17 protein-coding genes and 2 pseudogenes are annotated in these 20673 nt (G+C 68.0%); 15 read left to right on the top strand and 4 right to left on the bottom strand.

What is annotated here, in order from left to right:
* Positions 1–235 precede the first annotated feature (235 nt).
* The gene (locus K0M70_RS01065) at positions 236–2350 is read left to right on the top strand and encodes a prolyl oligopeptidase family serine peptidase (protein ID WP_290778129.1); all 2115 of its coding nucleotides are present in this window, start codon (positions 236–238) and stop codon (positions 2348–2350) included.
* 4 nt (positions 2351–2354) lie between these two features.
* The gene (locus K0M70_RS01060; RefSeq protein ID WP_290778126.1) at positions 2355–4544 is read left to right on the top strand and encodes a S9 family peptidase; all 2190 of its coding nucleotides are present in this window, start codon (positions 2355–2357) and stop codon (positions 4542–4544) included.
* Positions 4545–4580: 36 nt separating this feature from the next.
* On the opposite strand, the gene K0M70_RS01055 is transcribed toward K0M70_RS01060, so the two are convergent.
* Positions 4581–5225 (bottom strand): hypothetical protein, encoded by a 645-nt coding sequence (locus tag K0M70_RS01055; RefSeq protein ID WP_290778123.1) that lies wholly within the window; start codon positions 5223–5225, stop codon positions 4581–4583.
* Between the two features lie 45 nt (positions 5226–5270).
* On the opposite strand from K0M70_RS01055, the gene K0M70_RS01050 reads away from it, so the two are divergent.
* From K0M70_RS01050 to K0M70_RS01030, 5 genes and pseudogenes are all read left to right on the top strand, one after another.
* Positions 5271–5393 carry a lipoprotein gene (locus K0M70_RS01050; protein ID WP_290778120.1) on the top strand — a complete coding sequence of 41 codons (123 nt, stop codon included), beginning with the start codon at positions 5271–5273 and terminating at the stop codon, positions 5391–5393.
* Complete coding sequence (dapF, locus tag K0M70_RS01045; protein ID WP_290778117.1) at positions 5390–6229, top strand: diaminopimelate epimerase; 840 nt, start codon at positions 5390–5392, stop codon at positions 6227–6229. Before K0M70_RS01050 ends, dapF begins: the two co-directional genes overlap by 4 nt.
* A 54-nt stretch (positions 6230–6283) precedes the next feature.
* On the top strand, positions 6284–6958 hold the full coding sequence (locus tag K0M70_RS01040; protein WP_290778132.1) for a DUF484 family protein: 675 nt from the start codon (positions 6284–6286) through the stop codon (positions 6956–6958).
* Between the two features lie 4 nt (positions 6959–6962).
* Positions 6963–7862 (top strand): annotated as a pseudogene (gene xerC, locus K0M70_RS01035) (tyrosine recombinase XerC).
* Between the two features lie 58 nt (positions 7863–7920).
* Positions 7921–9759, top strand: a complete 1839-nt coding sequence (locus tag K0M70_RS01030; RefSeq protein WP_290778114.1) for a DUF885 domain-containing protein — start codon at positions 7921–7923, stop codon at positions 9757–9759.
* An 87-nt stretch (positions 9760–9846) separates the two neighbouring features.
* Here K0M70_RS01030 and K0M70_RS01025 read toward each other — a convergent pair whose 3' ends face one another.
* On the bottom strand, positions 9847–11106 hold the full coding sequence (locus tag K0M70_RS01025; protein WP_290778111.1) for a glutamate-5-semialdehyde dehydrogenase: 1260 nt from the start codon (positions 11104–11106) through the stop codon (positions 9847–9849).
* 28 nt (positions 11107–11134) lie between these two features.
* A complete protein-coding gene (proB, locus tag K0M70_RS01020) occupies positions 11135–12460 on the bottom strand; it encodes a glutamate 5-kinase (protein WP_290778108.1) in 1326 nt (441 codons plus the stop codon).
* Between the two features lie 14 nt (positions 12461–12474).
* Between proB and hslV the strand changes: the two genes are divergently transcribed.
* From hslV to ubiE, 7 genes are all read left to right on the top strand, one after another.
* The gene (gene hslV / locus K0M70_RS01015; protein WP_290778105.1) at positions 12475–13014 is read left to right on the top strand and encodes an ATP-dependent protease subunit HslV; all 540 of its coding nucleotides are present in this window, start codon (positions 12475–12477) and stop codon (positions 13012–13014) included.
* Positions 13014–14351, top strand: a complete 1338-nt coding sequence (gene hslU, locus K0M70_RS01010) for an ATP-dependent protease ATPase subunit HslU (protein WP_290778102.1) — start codon at positions 13014–13016, stop codon at positions 14349–14351. The genes hslV and hslU overlap by 1 nt, the downstream gene beginning before the upstream one ends.
* Before the next feature lie 130 nt (positions 14352–14481).
* The gene (locus K0M70_RS01005; protein ID WP_290778099.1) at positions 14482–14979 is read left to right on the top strand and encodes a sigma-70 family RNA polymerase sigma factor; all 498 of its coding nucleotides are present in this window, start codon (positions 14482–14484) and stop codon (positions 14977–14979) included.
* Entirely contained in the window at positions 14979–15569 is a 591-nt protein-coding gene (locus K0M70_RS01000; RefSeq protein WP_290778096.1) for a hypothetical protein, read from the top strand. Before K0M70_RS01005 ends, K0M70_RS01000 begins: the two co-directional genes overlap by 1 nt.
* A gap of 9 nt (positions 15570–15578) precedes the next feature.
* A complete protein-coding gene (locus K0M70_RS00995) occupies positions 15579–15932 on the top strand; it encodes a DUF971 domain-containing protein (RefSeq protein WP_290778093.1) in 354 nt (117 codons plus the stop codon).
* Between the two features lie 113 nt (positions 15933–16045).
* A complete protein-coding gene (locus tag K0M70_RS00990; protein WP_290778091.1) occupies positions 16046–17368 on the top strand; it encodes a Fic family protein in 1323 nt (440 codons plus the stop codon).
* A gap of 103 nt (positions 17369–17471) precedes the next feature.
* The gene (gene ubiE / locus K0M70_RS00985) at positions 17472–18230 is read left to right on the top strand and encodes a bifunctional demethylmenaquinone methyltransferase/2-methoxy-6-polyprenyl-1,4-benzoquinol methylase UbiE (RefSeq protein ID WP_290778089.1); all 759 of its coding nucleotides are present in this window, start codon (positions 17472–17474) and stop codon (positions 18228–18230) included.
* 25 nt (positions 18231–18255) lie between these two features.
* Here ubiE and K0M70_RS00980 read toward each other — a convergent pair whose 3' ends face one another.
* Positions 18256–19950: a GspE/PulE family protein gene (locus K0M70_RS00980; protein WP_290778086.1), complete on the bottom strand. Its 1695-nt coding sequence runs from the start codon at positions 19948–19950 to the stop codon at positions 18256–18258.
* A gap of 193 nt (positions 19951–20143) precedes the next feature.
* Between K0M70_RS00980 and K0M70_RS00975 the strand changes: the two are divergent.
* Positions 20144–20673 (top strand): annotated as a pseudogene (locus K0M70_RS00975) (aminopeptidase); the annotation flags it as partial.

The raw sequence follows: 20673 nt of genomic DNA, 5'->3' as shown, positions 1-20673 counted from the left end.
GGCCTGGCGCACGGTCCTCGTCCGTGCGCCGCGCCGCCGCCGGCGCTCCGGCGCCGGACAGGCCCGGCGCCGCCCTGCGCTGGTGCGCCAGGCCCAGCTGCGCCGCGCCTGAAGGCCCACGGATGGGCGTGTTTTCCGGGCCTTGCCGCCCGCACCCATGACTTTGCGCCTACGGCGGCGTGCGGGGGGCGCGTGCTAGCGTCTTGGGTCTGTCTTGAACCGATGGGGAATCCGCATGCGTCGCACCCACCTCGCCTGGCTCGTCGCCGGCGCGCTCTCTGCTTCTTTCTCCGCTCTGGCCCAGGCCCCCACGATGTCCACCCCGATCACCGACGACCCCTACCTGTGGCTCGAGGACGTCGAGGCGGAAAAATCCCTCGACTGGGTGCGCGCGCGCAACGCCGTCTCCGAGGAACGGCTGGCCAAGGACCCGGGATTTGAAGCGCTGCGCAGCGACCTGCTGTCCATCCTCGACTCCAACGCCCGCATCCCCTACGTGGGCAAGATGGGCGAGTTCTACTACAACTTCTGGCGCGACAAGACCAACCCGCAGGGCGTCTGGCGCCGCACCACGCTGGCCGAATTCCGCAAGGACGAGCCCGCGTGGGAAGTGCTGCTGGACATTGATGCGCTCGGCAAGGCCGAGGGCACCAACTGGGTCTGGGGCGGCGCCGAGTGCCTGCGCCCCGACTACGACCGCTGCCTGATCAATCTTTCCCGCGGCGGCGCCGACGCCACCGTGACGCGCGAGTTCGACGTGTCCGACCGCGCCTTCGTCAAGGGCGGCTTCGAGCGCCCCGAAGCCAAGGGCGACCTGGGCTGGATCGACATCGACACCGTGTACGTGGGCACCGACTTCGGCCCCGGCTCGATGACCAGCTCGGGCTATGCGCGCATCGCCAAGGAATGGAAGCGCGGCACGCCGATGGCCGAAGCCAGGGTGGTTTACGAAGGCCAGGATTCCGACATCTCCGTGGGCGCCTTCCATGACGATACCCCGGGCTTCGAGCGTGACTTCGTCTACCGCGGCCTGACCTTCTACACCAACGAACTCTACCTGCGCGGCAAGGACGGCGACCTCACCAAGCTCGACCTGCCCGACGGCTCGCAGAAGGGCGTGGTGCGCGAATGGCTCACCGTTGAACTGCGCCAGCCCTGGACCATCGGCGGCAAGGACCACGCGGCCGGTGCGCTGCTGGCGATCAGGCTCGACGAGTTCATGGCCGGCAAGCGCGATTTCGACGTGCTGTTCGAACCCAGCGAGAACACTTCGCTGGCCAGCAGCGGCGCCACCAAGGACTTCCTGTTCATCAACGTGCTGGAAGACGTCAAGAACCGCATCTACGTGCTCACCCCGGGGCAGGACGGCTGGAAGCGCGAGCCGCTGGCCGGTGCGCCGGCGTTCGGCACGGTCGGCATCAGTGCGGTGGACGCGGACGAGTCCAATGACTACTTCATGACCGTCACCGACTACCTCACGCCCACGTCGCTGCTGATGGGCAGCATCGGCAAGGCGCCCGAGGCGCTCAAGCAGCTGCCGGCGTTCTTCGACGCGTCCGGCCACGAGATCAACCAGCACTTCGCCACCAGCAAGGACGGCACCAAGGTTCCGTACTTCATGGTGTCGCGCAAGGACCTGAAGCTGGACGGCAACCATCCGACGCTGCTGTACGGTTACGGTGGCTTCGAGGTGTCGCTGACCCCGGGCTACAGCGCCGGCGTGGGCAAGGCCTGGCTGGCCGACGGTGGCGTGTACGTGGTGGCCAACATCCGCGGCGGCGGCGAATACGGCCCGCGCTGGCACCAGGCGGCGCTCAAGGCGAACCGCAACAAGGCCTATGAAGACTTCGCGGCCGTGGCCGAGGATCTGATTGCCCGCAAGGTCACCCAGCCCAAGCGCCTGGGCATCCAGGGCGGCAGCAACGGCGGCCTGCTTACCGGCAACATGATGGTGCTTTACCCGCAGCTGTTCGGCGCCGTGGTTTCGCAGGTGCCGCTGCTGGACATGCAGCGCTACCACAAGCTGCTGGCAGGCGCGTCGTGGATGGCCGAATACGGCGACCCGGACCAGCCGGCCGAATGGTCCTTCCTGCGCAAGTACTCGCCCTACCAGAACGTCAGCAAGGACGTGGACTACCCGCCGGTGCTGTTCACCACTTCCACCCGCGACGACCGCGTGCACCCGGGCCATGCGCGCAAGATGACGGCGCGCATGCTTGAGCAGGGCCACGACGTCACCTACTACGAGAACATCGAGGGTGGCCACGGCGGCGCTGCGAACAATGCCCAGTCCGCCTACATGTCGGCGCTGGCCTACACCTTCCTCAAGCAAAAGCTTTTCGCGGAGTAACGCCATGACCACGCGCCTGCTGCCTCTCACCGCCGCCGTACTTGCCGCCGCCCTGTCCGGATGCGGCGGCACGCCTGCTCCCGAGGCCCAGGCGCCGGTCGCTGCGCCGCCCACCGCCGCCCCGGCCCTGGGCGATCTGCCCGAGGCCCCGGTGGCGGCAAAGAAGCCCTACGACGTGGTGGCCCCGCACGGCGCCACCCGCAGCGACGAGTACTACTGGCTGCGCGACGACAAGCGCGAAAACCCCGAGATGCTGGCCTACCTCAACGCCGAGAACGCCTACGCCGACGCGGCGCTCAAGCCGCTGGAGGCGCTCGAGGAAACGCTCTACGCCGAGCTCATAGCGCGGGTGAAGCAGGACGACTCCAGCGTACCCTTCCTCAAGGACGGCTACTGGTACTACACGCGCTTTGAAACCGGCAAGGAGTACCCCGTCCACGCCCGCCGCAAGGGCACGATGGACGCGCCCGAGCAGGTGCTGTTCGAAATCAACCAGCTGGCCGAGGGCAAGGACTTCTTCCAGGTCGGCAACTTCGAGATCAGCCCCGACAACCAGTGGGTGGCCTGGGCCGAAGACGACGTTGGCCGGCGCCAGTACACGCTGCGCGTCAAGAACATTGCCACCGGCGAAGTGTTGCCCGACGCCATCACCGGCGCCTCGGCCAACCTTATGTGGGGTGACGACAGCCGCACGCTGTATTACGTCGAGAACGACCCGGTCACCCTGCTCACCAAGCGGGTGAAGGCTCACGTGGTGGGTACGGCCGTGGACCAGGACACGCTGGTGTACGAAGAGCAGGACGACACCTTCTACATGGGCATCAGCCGCACGCGCTCGGACGAATACCTGTGCATCGGCGTCAGCAGCACCGTGTCGTCGGAAATGCGCTGCACGCCGGCAGCCAAGCCGGGCGAGTTCGCCGTGGTGGCGCCGCGCCAGCGCGACTTCGAATACTCGGCCGACCATCTCGACGGCCGCTGGGTGATCACCACCAACTGGGACGCGAAGAACTTCCGCATCATGACCCTGGCCGACGGCCAGCCCTGGGGCAACCGCGGCCTCTGGCAGGAGCTGGTGCCGCATTCGCCCGACGTGCTGATTGAAGGCACCGAACTGTTCAATGGCTACATGGCCATCGCCGAACGCTCCGGTGGCCTGCAGCGCGTGCGCATGCGCATGGACGACGGCAAGGAGGATTTCGTCAAGGCCGACGAAAGCGCCTACGCCATGGCCCTGTCAACGAACGCCGAGCCGGGGACCGACTGGCTGCGCTACACCTACACGTCGCTCACCACGCCGGCCAGCACGTATGAACTGAACGTGCGCACCAACGAGCGCCGCCTGCTGAAGGAGCAGGAAGTGCCGGGCGGCTTCGACAAGGCCAACTACGTCACCGAGCGCCTGTGGGCGACGGCGCGCGACGGCACCCGGGTGCCGGTGTCGGTGCTGTACCGCAAGGGCTTCGAGAAGAACGGCAAGGCGGCGCTGTACCAGTATTCGTATGGCTCCTACGGCAACAGCTCCGATCCGGGCTTCAATTCCAACGTGTTCAGCCTGGTGGACCGCGGCGCGGTTTACGCGGTGGCGCATATCCGCGGTGGCCAGGACATGGGCCGCCAGTGGTACGAAGACGGCAAGCTGCTCAAGAAGATCAACACCTTCACCGACTTCATCGACGTCACCGATTTTCTGGTCAAGGAAGGCTGGGCCGCGCCGAATCGCGTGGCGGCCATGGGCGGCAGCGCCGGCGGCCTGCTGATGGGCGCGGTGGCCAACCTGGCGCCGGAGAAATACCGCGTGCTGGTGGCGCACGTGCCGTTCGTGGACGTGGTGACGACGATGCTGGACGAATCCATCCCGCTGACCACCAACGAGTTCGACGAGTGGGGCAACCCCAAGGACAAGGCGTATTACGACTACATGCTGTCGTATTCGCCCTACGACCAGGTGGCTGCGAAGGACTACCCGTCGATGCTGGTGACCACCGGTCTGTGGGATTCGCAGGTGCAGTACTTCGAGCCGGCCAAGTGGGTGGCGCGCCTGCGCGCCATGAAGACCGACGACAATCCGCTGCTGTTCCGCACCAACATGGAAGCGGGCCACGGCGGAAAGTCGGGTCGCTTCCAGCGCTACCGCGAGCGGGCCGAGGAATATGCGTTCGTGATCGAGCGCTTGGGCCTGTCTTCGAACTGACCAACCAAGCCACGTGCCAGGTACGTTGTCCGGGCCTTACCAGCCCGCCTCGTCCAACAGCCGCGCGGTAGCCGTATCCGCCGGCTTGGCCACCAGTCCCCCGCGCGGGCTCACGTACACCTGGTACGTGGCGCCATCGATCATCGGCAGGTAGGCGGCGCTGCCCCAGCGCGCCTCGGCAATCGGCAGGTCCGCCAGCCAGCGCTGGCGGAACTCCCAGAAGTCCCAGTCCTCGCGCAGGTCGTGCACGCTGCGTTCGCTGGAAAGCTCCTGGGCCGGGTCGGTGTAGCGGCCGCTCAGGCGCTCGAAACGGTACACCGGCGCCAGGCCGCCCAGCTGGGCCGGCAGGGTCCAGCGGATGACGCGGGCGTCGAGCTGCCATTCGTCGCCGGCCACTTCCAGCGTGCGCGCCGGCGTATCGCCCAGGCGCAGCGTGGCCTCGAATCGCTGCGGGCCCACGCCGCGCAGCGAAATCGTCGCGGCCGGCACGTCCTCCAGCAGCCAGGCGTATTGGCGCAGCAGGCCGCCCAGGCCGGCCAGCCCCAGCGCCGCCAGCAGCAGCACGGTGCCCAGGGTTCGCAGCAGCAATTTCGCCGGCCCGCGCGTGCGGTACAGCCAAGCCCAGGCGCCCACCAGGAACAGCGCCGCCGCCACCACCCACAGCCACATCGCAATCGTCATCACGCACCCATTCGCCTGGCCAGTGCCCCGGACTATACTCGCGGCATGAAGACCACCCGACTGTTCCTGCTGCTGTTGAGCCTGATCCTGGTCGCCGCCTGCGGCACCAAGGGCGACCTGGTGTTGCCCGACAAGGCCGAGAAGACCGAGCCGCCCGCTGGCCCATGAACAGCGTCCGCCCGCTGCAGTTTTCAAAGATGCACGGCGCAGGCAACGACTTCGTGGTCATCGACCTGCGCGGCGGCCTGCGCCCGCCCGATGCGGCCCTGGTGGCTGCGCTGGGGGATCGCCACACCGGCGTCGGCTTCGACCAGCTGCTGACCGTCGAGGACGCCAACCGCCCCGACTGCGTCGCCCGCTACCGGATCTGGAACGCCGACGGCTCCGTGGCCCAGCAGTGCGGCAACGGCGCGCGCTGCGTGGCGGCCTGGCTGCGACGCGACGGCACCGCGGCCGGCCGCCAGTTCCGGCTCGACAGCCCGGGCGGCCCGATTGACGTGGAATGCCGCGACGACAACAGCTATGCCCTGGCCATGGGCCGCCCCGAGTTCCGGCCCGAGCGCATCCCGTTCGTCGCACCCTCCGAATCGCCGCACTACGACCTGGCCCTGGCCGAGGGCCCCGTGCGATTCGGCGCCGCCTCCATGGGCAACCCGCACGCGGTGATCGAGGTGGCCAGCGCTGCCGACGCGCCGGTGCGCACGCTGGGGCCGGCACTGCAGGCGCGTGCCGAATTCCCGCAGGGCGTCAACGTCGGCTTTGCCCAGGTGCTGGCGCCCGACCGCATCCGGCTTCGCGTCTACGAGCGCGGCGCCGGTGAAACCCTCGCCTGCGGCAGCGGCGCCTGTGCGGCGGTGGCGGTGCTGGTGCGCCAGGGACGGGTGGGTCGCCATGTTTTCGTTGAACTGCCCGGCGGTACGCTCGAAATCCACTGGCCCGCCGACGATGCCCCGATCACGATGTCCGGCCCCGCCGTGTTCGTGTTCGAGGGCGAATACGGCTGAGGCCGGCATAATGCCGGTACGCCGGCCCGAATCCCCGCTGCGGAGACCCCCATGATCGAAGAGAAGAACGAGCGCCTGGGCGCCCACGAAGTGGCGACTTTCCTGCGCCGTCATCCCGCGTTCCTGGGCCAGTTCCCCGACCTGGCCCTGTCCCTGGTGGTTCCCAAGGAAGAAGGCCAGGCTTCGTCGCTGGCCAGCTACCAGCTGGACGTGCTGCGCGACAAGAATCGCGAGCTCACCCGCCGCCTGAACGAACTCTTCGCCAACGCCCAGGAAAACGAGCGACTGGCCGTGCGCACCCACCAGCTGAGCCTGGCGCTGATGCGCGCCGGCAGCGCCGCCGACACGCTGCGCGCGATGGTGGCGGTGCTGGGCGAAGACTTCCACGGCGAAGTGGTGCGCGTGCTGCTGTTCAAGCCGGTGGACGGCCTGTCGGCCGACTGGCTTCAGGTAGTGCCCGAGGCCGATCCCGCGCTGGCCCCGTTCCGCGATTTCCTGGCCGGCAACGAGCCGCTGTGCGGCCGCCTGAACCATGACAAGCTGGAGCTGCTTTACGGCGAGGAAAAAGCCCGCGCGGCGTCCGCCGTGCTGCTGCCGCTTGCCGGCATCGGCATGCTCACGGTGGGCAGTGCCGATGCCAACCGGTTTTTCCCGGGCATGGGCACGCTGTTCCTGCGCCTGATGGCCGAATCGCTGGCCACCGGCCTGGGCCGCTACCCGCAGGCCTGAGGCCATGGCCGACGCCGGACCGCTGCAGCGCGAGCTGGAGGATTTCCTCGGTTACCTCACGGTGGAGCGGCGGCTTTCGGCCAACACACTGCAGGCCTATCGCCACGACCTGTCCGACCTGGCGCTGTGGATGCTGGGGCAGGGCGTGGACAGCTGGGGCGCGCTGCGCCAGGAAACCCTGCGCAGCTATGTCGCCGGCGCCCACCGCGGCGGCCTGTCTGGCAAAAGCCTGCAGCGGCGGCTGTCGGCGGTGCGCAGCTTCTACCGCCATTTCAACCGCAGCCACACCGCCGAGCTCAATCCCGCGATGGGCCTGCGCGCGCCCAAATCGGCGCGCAAGCTGCCCCAGGTGCTGGACGCCGACGAGATGACGCGGCTGGTGGAAGTTCCCACCGACACCCCCCTGGGCGTGCGCGACCGGGCGATGCTGGAACTGTTCTATTCGTCGGGCCTGCGGCTGTCGGAGCTGTGCGGGCTGCGCTGGCGTTCGCTCGACCTGGCCGATGGCCTGGTGACGGTGCTGGGCAAGGGCAACAAGTCGCGGATGGTGCCGGTGGGCAGTCATGCGCGCAACGCGCTGAAGGCCGGGCGCGATTAAACCAACCCCGGCCCCGCCGCGCCGGTGTTTCCCGGCCGCGCCGGTGCGGCCATCAGTCCGCGCACGGTGCAGGTGCGGCTGCGGGCGCTGGCGCAGCAGCAGGGCCTGTTCAAGCGCGTGCATCCGCATCTGCTGCGCCACAGTTTCGCCAGCCACGTGCTGGAATCCTCGGGCGACCTGCGCGGCGTGCAGGAGCTGCTGGGCCACGCCGACATCGCCACCACCCAGATCTACACGCATCTGGACTTCCAGCACCTGGCCAAGGTCTACGACGCCGCGCATCCGCGCGCGCGCCGCAAGCCCTGAATCGCCGCGACCGCGACCACCCTATACTCGAACACCGACCCACCCACGAGGCAACGCCGTGCCCCATCGCACCCGTCCCCGCGCTATCTCCCTGTGCATCGCCGTTGCGCTGGCCACGCTGCTGGTCGGCGGCTGTGCGTCCGCGCCGACGTCATCGCCGGCAGCATCGGCAGTACCGATCTCGTCCCAGCCGGCTCGCCAGGCGGAATCGGTCACCGACTACTTCGCCAGCTTCACCGACGAATGGATGCGCCGGCAGCCGTCGGCCGCCACGGCAAGCCGCTACTTCGACGGCGCGCAGCAAGACGCCATGGACCGCCAGATCACTCCCGACACCGACGCCTTCGAGCAGGAAACCGTGGCGCTCGCGCAGCGTGGGCTGGCGGGACTGGCGGCGTTCGACCGCGCCGGCATGAGCGACGCCGAGCGCGTTTCGGCCGACCTGATGCGCTGGCAGCTGCAGATGATCGTGGACGGCGAGCGCTATGCCGGCACTCAGTTCCCGCTCAACCAATTCCACGGCGCCAACGTCAGCCTGCCCAACCTGATGACGGTGATCCACCCCGTGGCCAGCGCCCGCGACGCTGAGAATTACCTTGCCAGGCTGCGGCTGTTCGAAGCCCGCATGAACGAGGCCACCGCGGCCGCCCGTGAAAGCGCCGGACAGGGCATCCTGCCGCCGCGCTTCATCCTGCAGGCCACCATTGCCCAGATGCAGCAGTTCATCGCCAGCGAGCCGGCCGCCAACCCGCTGGTGACGACCCTGGGCGAAAAGCTCGGCGGCGTTGCGGCCGTGGATGCGGGGGCGCGCCAGCGGCTGCTGGAGGAAGCGGCGCAGGTGGTGGAGGCCAGTGTCTATCCCGCCTGGCGCACGGCCATCGCCGAGCTGCAGGCCCAGCTGCCGCGCGCCACCGACGATGCCGGCCTGTGGCGCCTGGCCAACGGTGCCGATGCCTATGCCCACCGGCTGCGGCAGTTCACGTCCACCGCGCTGAGCGCCGAGGACATCCACGCGATCGGCCTGGCCGAAGTGGCGCGGATCGAAGCCGAGATGGACAGCATCCTGCGTTCGATCGGCCGCACCGAGGGCTCGGTGAAGTCGCGAATCGAACAGCTTGAAACCGAGCTTGCCTATCCCGACACCGACGCCGGCCGCGGCCAGATCATGGCCGACATCGAAACCATGATCCGCGACGCCGAAGCGCGCGCCGACGCGCTGTTCGACATCCGACCCAAGAGCGCGGTGATCGCGCGGCCTTACCCGGAATACCGCTGGGCTTCGGCGGCCGCCAGCTATACCGCGCCGCCGCTGGACGGATCGCGCCCGGGCGTCTACCAGATGCCGCTGCGCAAGGACCGACTCACCAGGTTCGGCCTGCGCACGCTGGTCTACCACGAAACGGTGCCGGGCCATCATTTCCAGGTTGCCCTGTCGGTGGAGAACGCGGCGGTGCCCGCCTTCCGGAAGGTGCGCGCATTTGGCGGCATTTCCGCCTTCAGCGAAGGCTGGGCGCTGTATGCCGAGCGCATCGCGAAGGAAGAAAACTGGTACGAGGGCGACCCCGAAGGCCTGCTTGGCCAGCTTGACGCCGAACTGTTCCGCGCCCGTCGCCTGGTGGTGGACACCGGGCTGCACGCCAAGCGCTGGACGCGCCAGCAGGCCATCGACTACGGCATTCCCCCGTCCGAAGTCGACCGCTACGTGGTGATCCCCGGCCAGGCCACCAGCTACAAGATCGGCCAGATCGAGATCATCCGCCTGCGCGACGAAGCGCGCGCGGCGCTGGGCGACAAATTCAACCCGCGCCAGTTCCACAACCTGCTGCTGCTCACCGGCACCGTGCCGCTTGAGCTGCTGGACCAGGAAGTGGCGGCGTGGACGGAGACGCAGCGCTAGCGATTGGCCGGGCCGCAGTTGCGTCGCGCCCGCGGCGGGCACCGGGAACAGCCGCGGCGCATGGGGCCTCCAGCGGCACGGCAAGCTTCAGCCGCGGACCTGCCCCTGGCCGTGCACGACGTATTTTGAAGTGGTGAGCTGCGCGGCGCCCACCGGGCCACGCGCGTGCAGGCGCCCGGTGGCGATGCCGATTTCGCCGCCGTAGCCGAATTCGCCGCCGTCGGAAAATCCCGACGACGCGTTGTGCATGACCACGGCGGCGTCGATCGCGGCGATCATGGCCTGCGCCGTAGCCGCGTTCTCGGTCACCACCACTTCGGTGTGGCCCGAGCCGTAGCGGGCGATGTGTTCGAGCGCGCCCCCGGGGCCGTCGACGATGCGCACCGACAGGATGGCGTCCAGGTATTCGGTTTCCCAGTCGGCCTGGGTCGCGGCCGACATGGCCGGAACGATGCGGCGCGCCGCCTCGTCGCCGCGCAGTTCGCAGCCGCGCGCCAACAAGGCCCGGGCAATGTCGGGCAGCAGGCTGTCGGCGACCGCGGCGTCCACCAGCAGCGTTTCGGCGGCGTTGCACACGCCGGTGCGGCGCATCTTGGAGTTCACCACGATCTCGCGCGCCATCGCCGGATCGGCGTCGCGGTCCACGTAGACATGGCAGATGCCGTCCAGGTGGCTCAGCACCGGCACCCGCGCGTGTTCACGCACGTGTGCGATCAGCGGCTTGCCGCCGCGCGGGATCACCAGGTCCACGCCGCCGTCGTTGAGCGACAGCATGGCCGTGACCCATTCGCGGCTGGCGTCGGGCGGTGTCTGCACGGCATCCTCATTGAGTCCGGCGGCGCGCCGGCCTGCGCGCCCGGCCGCGAGGATGGCCGACACGGTGCCGGCGGCTTCCCTGCCGCCGCGCAGGATCACGCCGTTGCCGGCGCGCACGCACAGCGCCGCGGCGTCGGCGGCGACGTTGGGCCGGCTTTCGAAAATCACCCCGATGACGCCCAGCGACACGCTGACTTCGGCGATCTCCAGCCCGTTGGGGCGACGCCAGCGGCGGCGCTCGATGCCGACCGGGTCGTCCTGCTGCGCCACGGTGGCCACGCCGTCCGCCAGCGCGTTCAATCGCGACGGGTCCAGGGTGAGTCGATCCAGGAAGGCAGCGTCCGCGCCCTTGGCGCGTGCCGCTTCGACTTCGGCGGCGTTGGCCGCCAGGATTCGGGGGCCGGCGGCGCGGATGGCGTCGGCCATGGCCAGCAGCGCCCGCGTGCGGCCCTCGGCGCCCGCCCGCTGCAGCGCGGCGGCGCCGGCGCGGGCCTGGGCGCACAGGGCGCGCATCGGCGTCATGTGGCTCATGGATGACTCCTGCACGGAAGGGATGGATTCACGGATCGAGCACCAGGTCGTCAGCGTGCACGAGGGCGGCGCCGCGCCGGTACCCCAGCGCCGCCTCGATCGCGTCCGACTGCTTGCCGGCGATCAGCCGGCATTCGTGGCTGTCGTAGCCGGCCAGCGCGGTGGCGAACGCCTGCCCCGTGGGGTCGACCAGCCGGATCGCGCCGCCGCGGTCGAAGTTGCCTTCCACCGCGTTGATGCCGGCGGCGAGCAGGCTGCGGCCGGTTTTGACGGCCCGGGTGGCGCCGTCGTCGAGGTGCAGGCGCCCGGTGACGGCCAATGAACCGGAAATCCACACGCGCTTGGCGCTGGCCGGCGACACCGAGGCGCGGAACCAGGTGGCGCGCGCGCCTTCGATCAGCGCCGACACCGGCCGCTCGCCGTCGCCCCGGGTGATGACGGCCGAACAGCCCGCCGCCATCGCCATCTCGGCCGCGGCCAGCTTGGTGGCCATGCCGCCGGTGCCGGCGCCGCTAAGGCGCGCCGGGCCGGCCAGCGCGACGATTTCCGGCGTGATCGCGTCCACGGTGGGGATGTGCGCGGCGCCGGGATGGGTCGACGGGTCTGCGTCGTACAGGCCATCCACGTCGGACAGGATGACCAGCAGGTCGGCGGACACCAGCTGCGCCACGCGCGCGGCCAGGCGATCGTTGTCGCCGTAGCGCAGCTCCTCGGTGGCGACGGTGTCGTTCTCGTTCACCACCGGCACCGCGCCCAGCTGCAGCAGCGTTTCCAGCGTGGTGCGCGAGTTCAGCCAGCGGCGCCGGTTCTCGGTATCCGAGGGCGACAGCAGGGCCTGGGCGGCGTGGAAACCGTGCGCGGTGAACGCCTGGTCCCAGGTCTGGATCATCACCGTCTGGCCTGCGGCGGCGGCGGCCTGCTTCTCGTCCAGGCGCAGCTTGCGGGACGCGGGCAGGTTCAAGCGCGGCCGACCCAGTGCCACCGCCCCCGACGACACCAGCACCACCTCCACGCCCCGCTGCCGCAGGCCGGCGATATCCAGGGCAAGCGCGTGGAAGCAGCCCATGTTGGCCCGCCCGGTCACCCGGTCGATCAACTGCGCCGATCCGATCTTGATGACGATCCGGCGGGCGTTGACCAGCAGGGTCGAGGGTGGGCTGAGGTGGTTCAGGAAGCCTCCGTGGCATGCGCAAGCGGCCGTCGGATCACGACCGCCCAAAGGACGATACCGTAGAAGTATTCCAAGCCCGCAGAGTATTTGACCTAAGCACCGGCAGGAAAATGTACCTGATCCATTTTCCTCGCCTCGGGCGGGTTGCAAGGGCGCGGGCCAGGCCCCAGAAAGGAGGTTCACGCCGAGGAATCGCCATGGACCCGAACGTCATCCACGCCACCACCATCCTGTCCATCCGCCGCGGCAACCGCGTCGTGGTGGCCGGGGACGGCCAGGTCACCCTGGGCCACACCGTCATGAAGGGCAACGCCCGTAAGGTGCGCCGCCTGGCCGACGGCAAAGTGGTGGCCGGTTTCGCCGGCGCCGCCGCCGACGCCTTCACCCTGTTTGAAGTGTTCGAAGCCAAGCTGGCGGCCAACGGCGGCCAGATGCTGCGCGCCGCCGTGGACATGGCCAAGGAATGGCGCACCGACCGCCGCCTGGGCAAGCTCGAAGCCCTGCTGGCCGTGGCCGACAAGGACATTTCGCTGATCATCTCCGGCACCGGCGACGTGATCGAGCCCGAGGACGGCATCGTTGCGATTGGTTCCGGCGGCCCCTACGCCCTGGCCGCCGCACGCGCCCTGATGGCGCACACCGAACTCGATGCCCGCGCCATCGCCGAAGCCTCGCTCAAGGTGGCCGGCGACATCTGCATCTACACCAACCACAACATCGTCATCGAGGAACTGTGATGTCCGAACTCACGCCCCGCGAAATCGTTGGCGAACTCGACCGCTACATCATCGGCCAGAACGACGCCAAGCGCGCCGTGGCCATCGCCCTGCGCAACCGCTGGCGCCGCATGCAGCTCGACCCGTCGATGCGCGACGAGGTGATGCCCAAGAACATCCTGATGATCGGCCCCACCGGCGTGGGCAAGACCGAGATCGCCCGGCGGCTGGCCGCGCTGGCCAACGCCCCGTTCGTGAAAGTGGAGGCCACGCGCTTCACCGAAGTGGGCTATGTCGGCAAGGACGTTGAACAGATCATCCGCGACCTCGCCGATGGCGCGGTGAAGATGTTCCGCGAACAGGCCAAGGTGCGCGTGCGCACCCAGGCCGAGGAAAACGCCGAGGACCGCATCCTGGACGTGCTGCTGCCCAGGCGCCGCGGCGCCGGCTTCACTCCCGACGCGCCGGCCGAGGGCGACAATGAAACCCGCAGCAAGCTGCGGCGCCAGCTGCGCGCCGGCGACCTGGACGATCGCGAGATTGAACTCGAACTCAGCCCGGCCCCGGCCGGCATGGACATCATGACCCCGCCGGGCATGGAGGAAATGGGCCAGCAGCTGCGCTCGATGTTCCAGAACCTGGGCGGCGCCAAGGCCCAGACGCGCACGCTGGCGGTGAAGGCCGCGCGCCCCATGCTGGTCGAGGAAGAGGCCGGCAAGCTGGTGAACGAGGACGAGATCCGCGTACAGGCCATCACCGCCTGTGAGCAGAACGGCATCGTTTTCATCGATGAAATCGACAAGGTGTGCAAGCGCAAGGACGCCATCGGCGGTGGCGACGTCAGCCGCGAAGGCGTGCAGCGCGACCTGCTGCCGCTGGTGGAAGGCAGCACCGTGAGCACCAAGTACGGCGTGGTGCGCACCGACCACATCCTGTTCATCGCCAGCGGCGCCTTCCACCTGGCCAAGCCGTCCGACCTGATCCCCGAGCTGCAGGGCCGGTTCCCCATCCGCGTCGAGCTGACGGCGCTGAGCCAGGCCGACTTCAAGCGCATCCTCACCGAGCCGCGCAATGCGCTGGTGCGCCAGTACATGGCCCTGCTGGCCACCGAGGGCGTGAACATCGGCTTCGACGAGGGCGCCATCGACCGCCTGGCCGAGATCGCCTTCCTGATCAACGAACGCCAGGAAAACATCGGCGCCCGGCGCCTGCACACGGTGCTGGAGAAACTGCTGGAGAAACTCAGCTTCGAGGCCCCCGACAAGGGCGGCCTGTCGCTGATGGTGGACCGGGCGATGGTGGACGCCCAGCTGGGCGACGCCGTGCAGGACCCGGACCTGAGCCGTTACATCCTCTGACCGGCGCCCGGGCCTGTCAGGTTTTTCGCCCGGGGCGGGACTGTTTCCCCGACCCCGGATGGAAACCGACATGCCCGCCGCCGCACTTGCCCCTCGTCCCGCCGCCGCGGCGGGTACGATGGAACAGGCCATGACCCCGCCCCTGACCGACATCGAGGCCGTGCTGCGCGAGCATGGGCCCATGCTGTCGCGCATCGCCGGCAGCTACGAATCCGAGCCGGCGCGCCGCGACGACCTGCTGCAGGAAATCAGCGTGGCCGTTTGGCGCGCCTTGCCCAGCTGGCGGGGAGAGGCGTCGTTGCGCACGTTTGCCGCGCGCGTGGCCCACAACCGCGCCATCGACCACCTGGGCCGGGAAAAGCGCGCCCGGGGCGACGAACTGCACGACGTGCACGAAGACCCGGACGCCAGCCCGCTGCATCACGCCCTGGCCCACCAGCGCCGCAAGGACCTGCTGGCCGCCGTTCGCGCGCTGCCGCTGGGCCAGCGCCAGGTCGTCGTGCTGGCGCTGGAGGGCTTTTCCCAGCGTGAGATCAGCGACACCCTGAGCCTGGAAGAAAACACCGTCACCCAACGCCTGAGCCGCGCCCGCCGCCAGCTGCAGTCCGTGCTGGCAGGAGAACCCTGATGGAAAACAACCAGGAATGGAGCTCGCTGGCCGCCGACTGGCAGGGGCAGGACACGCCGGCGATCGACATCGAGGCCATCCGTGACGAAGCCGAGCGGCGCAGCCAGGGGCTGCGTCGGGTGATCCGGGTTGAGGTTGCTTTCGCGCTGCTGGTCATCGTTGTGTGCGTCTGGATTGCCGCCAGCCCGCGCAGCGACCGCGTCGAGACGCTGCTGTTCAGCGGCATGGCCCTGTTCCTGGTGGTTTACCAGGGGCTGATGGTCTGGATACGTCGGCGCGACCTGGCCGATGCCGGCGGTGATGCGCTGTCGCTGGTGGAGCGCGAGATCCAGCGTGCCCACACGGTGCTGCGCTACTGGCGCTGGGGTATGTGGTCGGCCCTGGCGCTGTGGCTGGCCATCTACGGCGTGATGCTTTTCGGGATGGCGTCGGACTGGCCGCTGCGGCGGATTTCTGGCCTGTGGGGCGGCGCCGCCGTCAACGTGCTGGTGTTCCCGGCCATGGGCGCCTACGGCTGGTGGCGCTGTTCGCAGGCGCGCGCACGCCTGCGGCGCTTCGGCGCCCTGCGCGAGCAGCTGCGCGCGCCGTAGAATGGCGCCATGGCCAACCCGCGCGCGACCGACATCATCCTGCACCAGGCATCCCACGCGCTGGAGGTAGCCTTCGACGACGGCCAACGCTTTCGCCTGCCTCTGGAGTACCTGCGTGTGGAGTCGCCCAGCGCCGAAGTGCAGGGCCACGGCCCCGGGCAGAAGGTGCTGGTGGCCGGCAAGCGCAACGTCGGCGTGAAGGCCATTGAACCCATGGGCAACTACGGCGTGCTGCTGCGCTTCGACGACGGCCACGACACCGGCATCTTCAGCTGGCGCCTGCTGCACCAGCTGGGCCTGGAACACGACGAGCGCTGGGCCACCTACATCGCCGCTTTGGCGGCGGCGGACCGTTCAAGATAGGCCGCCCGTTCAGGTTGGCCTGACTTGAATTGTCGTATCAATATCAATGCTATTGATAATTCGCCAATTATCAGCTAAATATCAATTCCACAGAAATTGACGGACGGACGATTGTGGCAATTCCCCTCACGCCGCCGCCCCTCTCCGAACTCTTCCAAGCCCAGCCGGGAAGGCTGGCCAAGGTGTTCGCACTCCAGTCGCAACTGGACGATGGCCGCTATCTGCATTGGGATGAGATTCGTCACCGCACCCCGCCTGACGGGTTCACCGTGGAGGAGTGGTGGGCGGCGCTGAAGTTGAAGCGAAGCGGGTCTTTGAGGGAACTGCCATTCAAGGACCGGCGTGGTGTCCCTTTCAAGTTTGGTATGACCGATTGCATTGTAGAGCTACTTCACAAGATCGACATGGCACTTGGCGGCAGGCGCGATACGCTCCAGACGCTTGCGACAAGCGAGATGAGGGACAGATACCTGGTCAGTGGCTTGATCGAGGAAGCAATTACTTCCAGTCAGATGGAAGGCGCCAGCACGACACGGAAAGTTGCTGCCGACATGCTTCGAAGCGGCAGGCCTCCTCGGACCAAAAGTGAGCAGATGATTGTAAACAACTACCGTGCAATGGCTTTTATTAGGCGACAGGAACGAGAATCTCTCACGCCCTCGGTTATCTGCGAGCTGCAGCGGGTCCTCACCGAGGAGACCCTGGACGATCCGCAGGACGCTGGGCGGGTGCAGAGGGTGCAGGATCAGCGTGTCAATGTCATCGACAATGTTGACGGAGCGATACTCCACGCCCCGCCGTTGGCGGTGGAGTTGCCAGAAAGGATGCTGCTCCTTTGTGCCTTCGCCAATGGCGAAACCGGATACGGCGGCTATCTTCATCCAGTAGTTCGGGCAGTGCTCCTTCACTTCATGCTGGCGTATGACCATCCCTTTGCTGACGGAAATGGCCGAACGGCCCGTGCACTTTTCTATTGGGGAATGCTGCATCAGGACTATGAGCTAGCGGAGTTTCTGTCAATATCGCGAGTTCTGAGAAAAGCCCAAGCACAATACAAGTACGCGTTCTTGCATACCGAGACGGATGAGAACGACACCAGCTATTTCGTCATTCACCAGCTGCGCGCGTTGCAAAAGGCAATCGACGAACTGCGCCTTTATCTGGACAGGAAGACTCGCGAGATTGCAGATCTTGAGCGCAGGATGCGAACGGAGCGAAACCTCAACCATCGTCAAAGATCCATCCTGGCTCACGCGATGCGGCATCCGGGCTTCGAGTACACGTTTGAATCGCACCGCGCTAGTCACTCGGTTGCCTTCGCGACTGCGCGTAGCGACCTGCTTGGCTTGGCAGACGCAGGGCTATTGATGGAAGGAAAAAGAGTTGGCAAGACCCGTGTCTTCATCGCTCCAATGAATCTTCCGGATATCCTCTGAACTTCTGGTCGCTATTGCAGCCCAGGCGTCATGGGGCTGTCGCTGCCGCGGCGAGGCCCATACCTAGGTGTGCCAAGAACCCGACGGTGCGATAATCCCGCCCATGGACAAGACCCCCGAACCCGGCACCACCCACTTCGGCTTCCGCGACGTGCCGGTGGCCGAGAAGAAGAAACTGGTCGGCCAGGTGTTCAGCTCGGTCGCGCAGCAGTACGACCTGATGAACGACCTGATGTCGCTGGGCATCCACCGCGTGTGGAAGCGCTACTTCGTCGGCACTTCGGGCGTGAAGCGCGGCGACCGCGTGCTCGACCTGGCCGGCGGCACCGGCGACATCGCTGCGCTGCTGCACGAGCGCGTGGGCGAAACCGGTTCGGTGGTGCTGGGCGACATCAACAACGCCATGCTGTCGGTGGGCCGCGACCGTCTCACCGACCGCGGCCTGGTGCGAGGGCTGGAGTACGTGCAGCTCAACGCCGAGGCGCTGCCGTTCCCGGACGCCAGCTTCGACCTGGTCACGATTGCCTTCGGCCTGCGCAACGTCACGGAGAAGGCCAACGCGCTGCGCGAGATGCATCGCGTGCTCAAGGTGGGCGGCCGCGCCCTGGTGCTGGAGTTCTCGCAGGTCAAGCCCGAGTGGTTCCGCCCGGTGTACGACTTCCATTCGTTCAAGGTGCTGCCGCGCCTGGGCCAGCTGTTCGCCAACGACGCCGGCAGCTACCAGTACCTGGCCGAGTCCATCCGCAAGCACCCGCCGCAGGACGAGCTCAAGGCCATGATGGCCGCCGCCGGCTTCGAGCGCTGCGACTACCGCAACCTCAGCGCCGGCATCGTCGCCATCCACTCCGGCTACAAGCTGTGAAGAACGAACAACCTGACCCCGTTCTTCAGTCGGCGCGGACGCGCCAGGCTTCTGCCAGGGATATCAGGCCTTCGCGCGCAAGCTGAACCGCCGCCTGGGTGATCGGCACCATGCCTTCCTGCATGGCCACGCGGTGGATGGTGTCGGCCTCCGCGCCCGGGACGATGAGCGACTGGATGTTGGGCGTCACCACCATCATTTCGTAAACGGCGCGGCGCTTGTGCACGCCCAGACCGTCGCAGTGCGAGCAGCCGACGCCGTGGTGGAACACCTCGTCGGGCCCAACGCCCAGAACTCCGCGTACATGCGCGTCCACCGGCTCGACTTCCGCGCAGTGGGTGCAGGTCAGGCGCACCAGCCGCTGTGACATCACCGCCAGCAGCGAGGCGCGCAGCAGGTAGGCCTCCACGCCCAGGTCCAGCAGCCGCGTTATGGTGGTGGCGGCCGTGTTGGTGTGCAGGGTGCTGAGCATCAGGTGGCCGGTGAGGGCGCTTTCCACCGCGATGGCCGCGGTTTCTTCGTCGCGGATTTCGCCCACCATGATCACGTCGGGGTCATGGCGCAGGAAGTTCCGCATCGCGCTGGCGAAGGTGAAGCCCGCAGCGCGGTTCACCTGCATCTGCTGGATCTCGTCGATGTAGAACTCCACCGGGTCTTCGATGGTCAGGATGTTGATGCGCTGCTTGCGCAGTTCCAGCAGCATGGCGTACAGCGTGGTGGACTTGCCGCAGCCGGTGGGCCCGGTGGTGAGGAACATGCCGTGGCTGCGGCCCATCACGTCGTCGATGCGCTGGCGGTCGGCGGTGGACAGGCCCAGTTGCTCGAGGCTCCACAGGCTTTCGTTGGTGTCGAGCAGCCGGATCACCACGCTTTCGCCGTAGATGGCCGGCAGCACCGAGATGCGCAGGTCGACCTCGCGGCCGTTGTCGAGCACGAACGTGGTGCGTCCGTCCTGCGGCTTGCGGTGCTCGGCCAGGTTCATCGAGCCCAGCACCTTCACGCGGCTGGTGACCGCCGGATGCAGCGTGCGCAGCAGTCGTCGCACCGGCACCATTTCATCGTCGATGCGGTAAAGCACGTCGGTGCCCGATTCGCCCGGCCGGAGGTGGATGTCCGAGGCGCGCCGCGCCACCGCGTCGGAGATCAGGCCCGCGACGATGCGCACCACCGGCTTTTCCCGGGACAGCCGCTCGATGTCCTGTGGATTGGACTCGCGGCCCAGGGAGGTGGGGTCGAGCCCCAGCTGCTGGGCGATGTCGCGGTCCTCGACCCGGTCATAGTGCTCGGCGATGGCGTTGCGGATGTCGCGCGGCGTGGCCACCATGGCGATCACCCGCTGCCGGCACATGAAGTCCAGCTGGGCCAGGGTGTCGCCGTTGCCCGGGTCCTCCATGGCCACGGCGACCTTGCCCTGATGCACCCTCAGCGGCACTGCCCGCAGCCGGCGCGCCACCTCCGGGCGGATCAGCGCGCTGGCCTCGGCCGTTGGATGGATGCCTTCCAGCCGCACCAGCGGCAGGCCCAGCGTGCCTGCCAGCTGGTACTGAACTTCGGTGGCGTCATCACCCAGGCGCAGCCATTGCGCCTTCGTCGTCGCAAGGTGGGGGGGGTGCGTGCCGTTCATGCCGTTGGCCGCCAGCTGCAGGTACCCCTCCAGCGCGGCGGCATCGGTGATCAAGGGGGGGTCGCGGAGGGCGGCCGGGGCAGGTTCCATCGTCATGCGCTTCCCTGTTGGTTTGGGCCATTATCACGCCAACCCCGCCGGGGTCTTTTGTCCTGGATCAGTTGCATCGCCGGCGAGCCGCGTCGGCCCCGCTGGCCCCGTTCTCCGCCGTCCGGGGGCTGGGCGGGCGCAGGCGCACGGGTGGGCGGCCCGCGCTAGAATCCCAGCGTCAACCCGCCCGGATCCCGCCATGCGCTGCTTTGCCCTGCTGCTCTTCCTTCTCGCCACCACCCTGCCGGCCCTGGCCCAGGACCGGCGCACCGACGAGCACTCCTACGCCCAGCCCGACAAGGTCAGCATCAGCCACCTGGAACTGGACCTGGCCATCAACTTCGAAAAGCGCCAGCTGGCGGGCACCGCCACGCTGACCCTGGCCTGGCACGATCCGCAGCAGCGCGAGCTGGTGCTCGACACCCGCGACCTGGCCATCAGCGCCATCGAAGCCCGCAGCGGGAAGCGCAAGTTCCGCGCCGTGGATTACCTCCTGGCCCAGCGCGACGAGCGCTTCGGCAGCAAGTTCACCATCACCCTGCCGCGCCAGTACGAACAGGTGCGCATCGCCTACGCCACCTCGCCCCAGGCTTCGGGCCTGCAGTGGCTGAGCCCGGCCATGACCGCCGGCGGCAAGACGCCCTTCATGTTCAGCCAGTCGCAGGCCATCCACGCCCGCAGCTGGGTGCCGCTGCAGGACACGCCGTCGGTGCGCTTCACCTACAGCGC

It is taken from the genome of Arenimonas sp. (assembly GCF_019459675.1).
GTDB lineage: Bacteria > Pseudomonadota > Gammaproteobacteria > Xanthomonadales > Xanthomonadaceae > Arenimonas.
This window is presented reverse-complemented; position numbering and strand designations above follow the sequence as displayed.

What these genes read in the sequence shown, in the direction of transcription:
- K0M70_RS01065 (WP_290778129.1), top strand. Translation starts at nt 236, where the DNA reads ATGCGTCGCACCCACCTCGCCTGGCTCGTCGCCGGCGCGCTCTCTGCT.
- K0M70_RS01060 (WP_290778126.1), top strand. Translation starts at nt 2,355, where the DNA reads ATGACCACGCGCCTGCTGCCTCTCACCGCCGCCGTACTTGCCGCCGCC.
- K0M70_RS01055 (WP_290778123.1), bottom strand. Translation starts at nt 5,225, where the DNA reads ATGACGATTGCGATGTGGCTGTGGGTGGTGGCGGCGGCGCTGTTCCTG.
- K0M70_RS01050 (WP_290778120.1), top strand. Translation starts at nt 5,271, where the DNA reads ATGAAGACCACCCGACTGTTCCTGCTGCTGTTGAGCCTGATCCTGGTC.
- dapF (WP_290778117.1), top strand. Translation starts at nt 5,390, where the DNA reads ATGAACAGCGTCCGCCCGCTGCAGTTTTCAAAGATGCACGGCGCAGGC.
- K0M70_RS01025 (WP_290778111.1), bottom strand. Translation starts at nt 11,106, where the DNA reads ATGAGCCACATGACGCCGATGCGCGCCCTGTGCGCCCAGGCCCGCGCC.
- hslV (WP_290778105.1), top strand. Translation starts at nt 12,475, where the DNA reads ATGGACCCGAACGTCATCCACGCCACCACCATCCTGTCCATCCGCCGC.
- hslU (WP_290778102.1), top strand. Translation starts at nt 13,014, where the DNA reads ATGTCCGAACTCACGCCCCGCGAAATCGTTGGCGAACTCGACCGCTAC.
- K0M70_RS01005 (WP_290778099.1), top strand. Translation starts at nt 14,482, where the DNA reads ATGACCCCGCCCCTGACCGACATCGAGGCCGTGCTGCGCGAGCATGGG.
- K0M70_RS01000 (WP_290778096.1), top strand. Translation starts at nt 14,979, where the DNA reads ATGGAAAACAACCAGGAATGGAGCTCGCTGGCCGCCGACTGGCAGGGG.
- K0M70_RS00995 (WP_290778093.1), top strand. Translation starts at nt 15,579, where the DNA reads ATGGCCAACCCGCGCGCGACCGACATCATCCTGCACCAGGCATCCCAC.
- ubiE (WP_290778089.1), top strand. Translation starts at nt 17,472, where the DNA reads ATGGACAAGACCCCCGAACCCGGCACCACCCACTTCGGCTTCCGCGAC.
- K0M70_RS00980 (WP_290778086.1), bottom strand. Translation starts at nt 19,950, where the DNA reads ATGACGATGGAACCTGCCCCGGCCGCCCTCCGCGACCCCCCCTTGATC.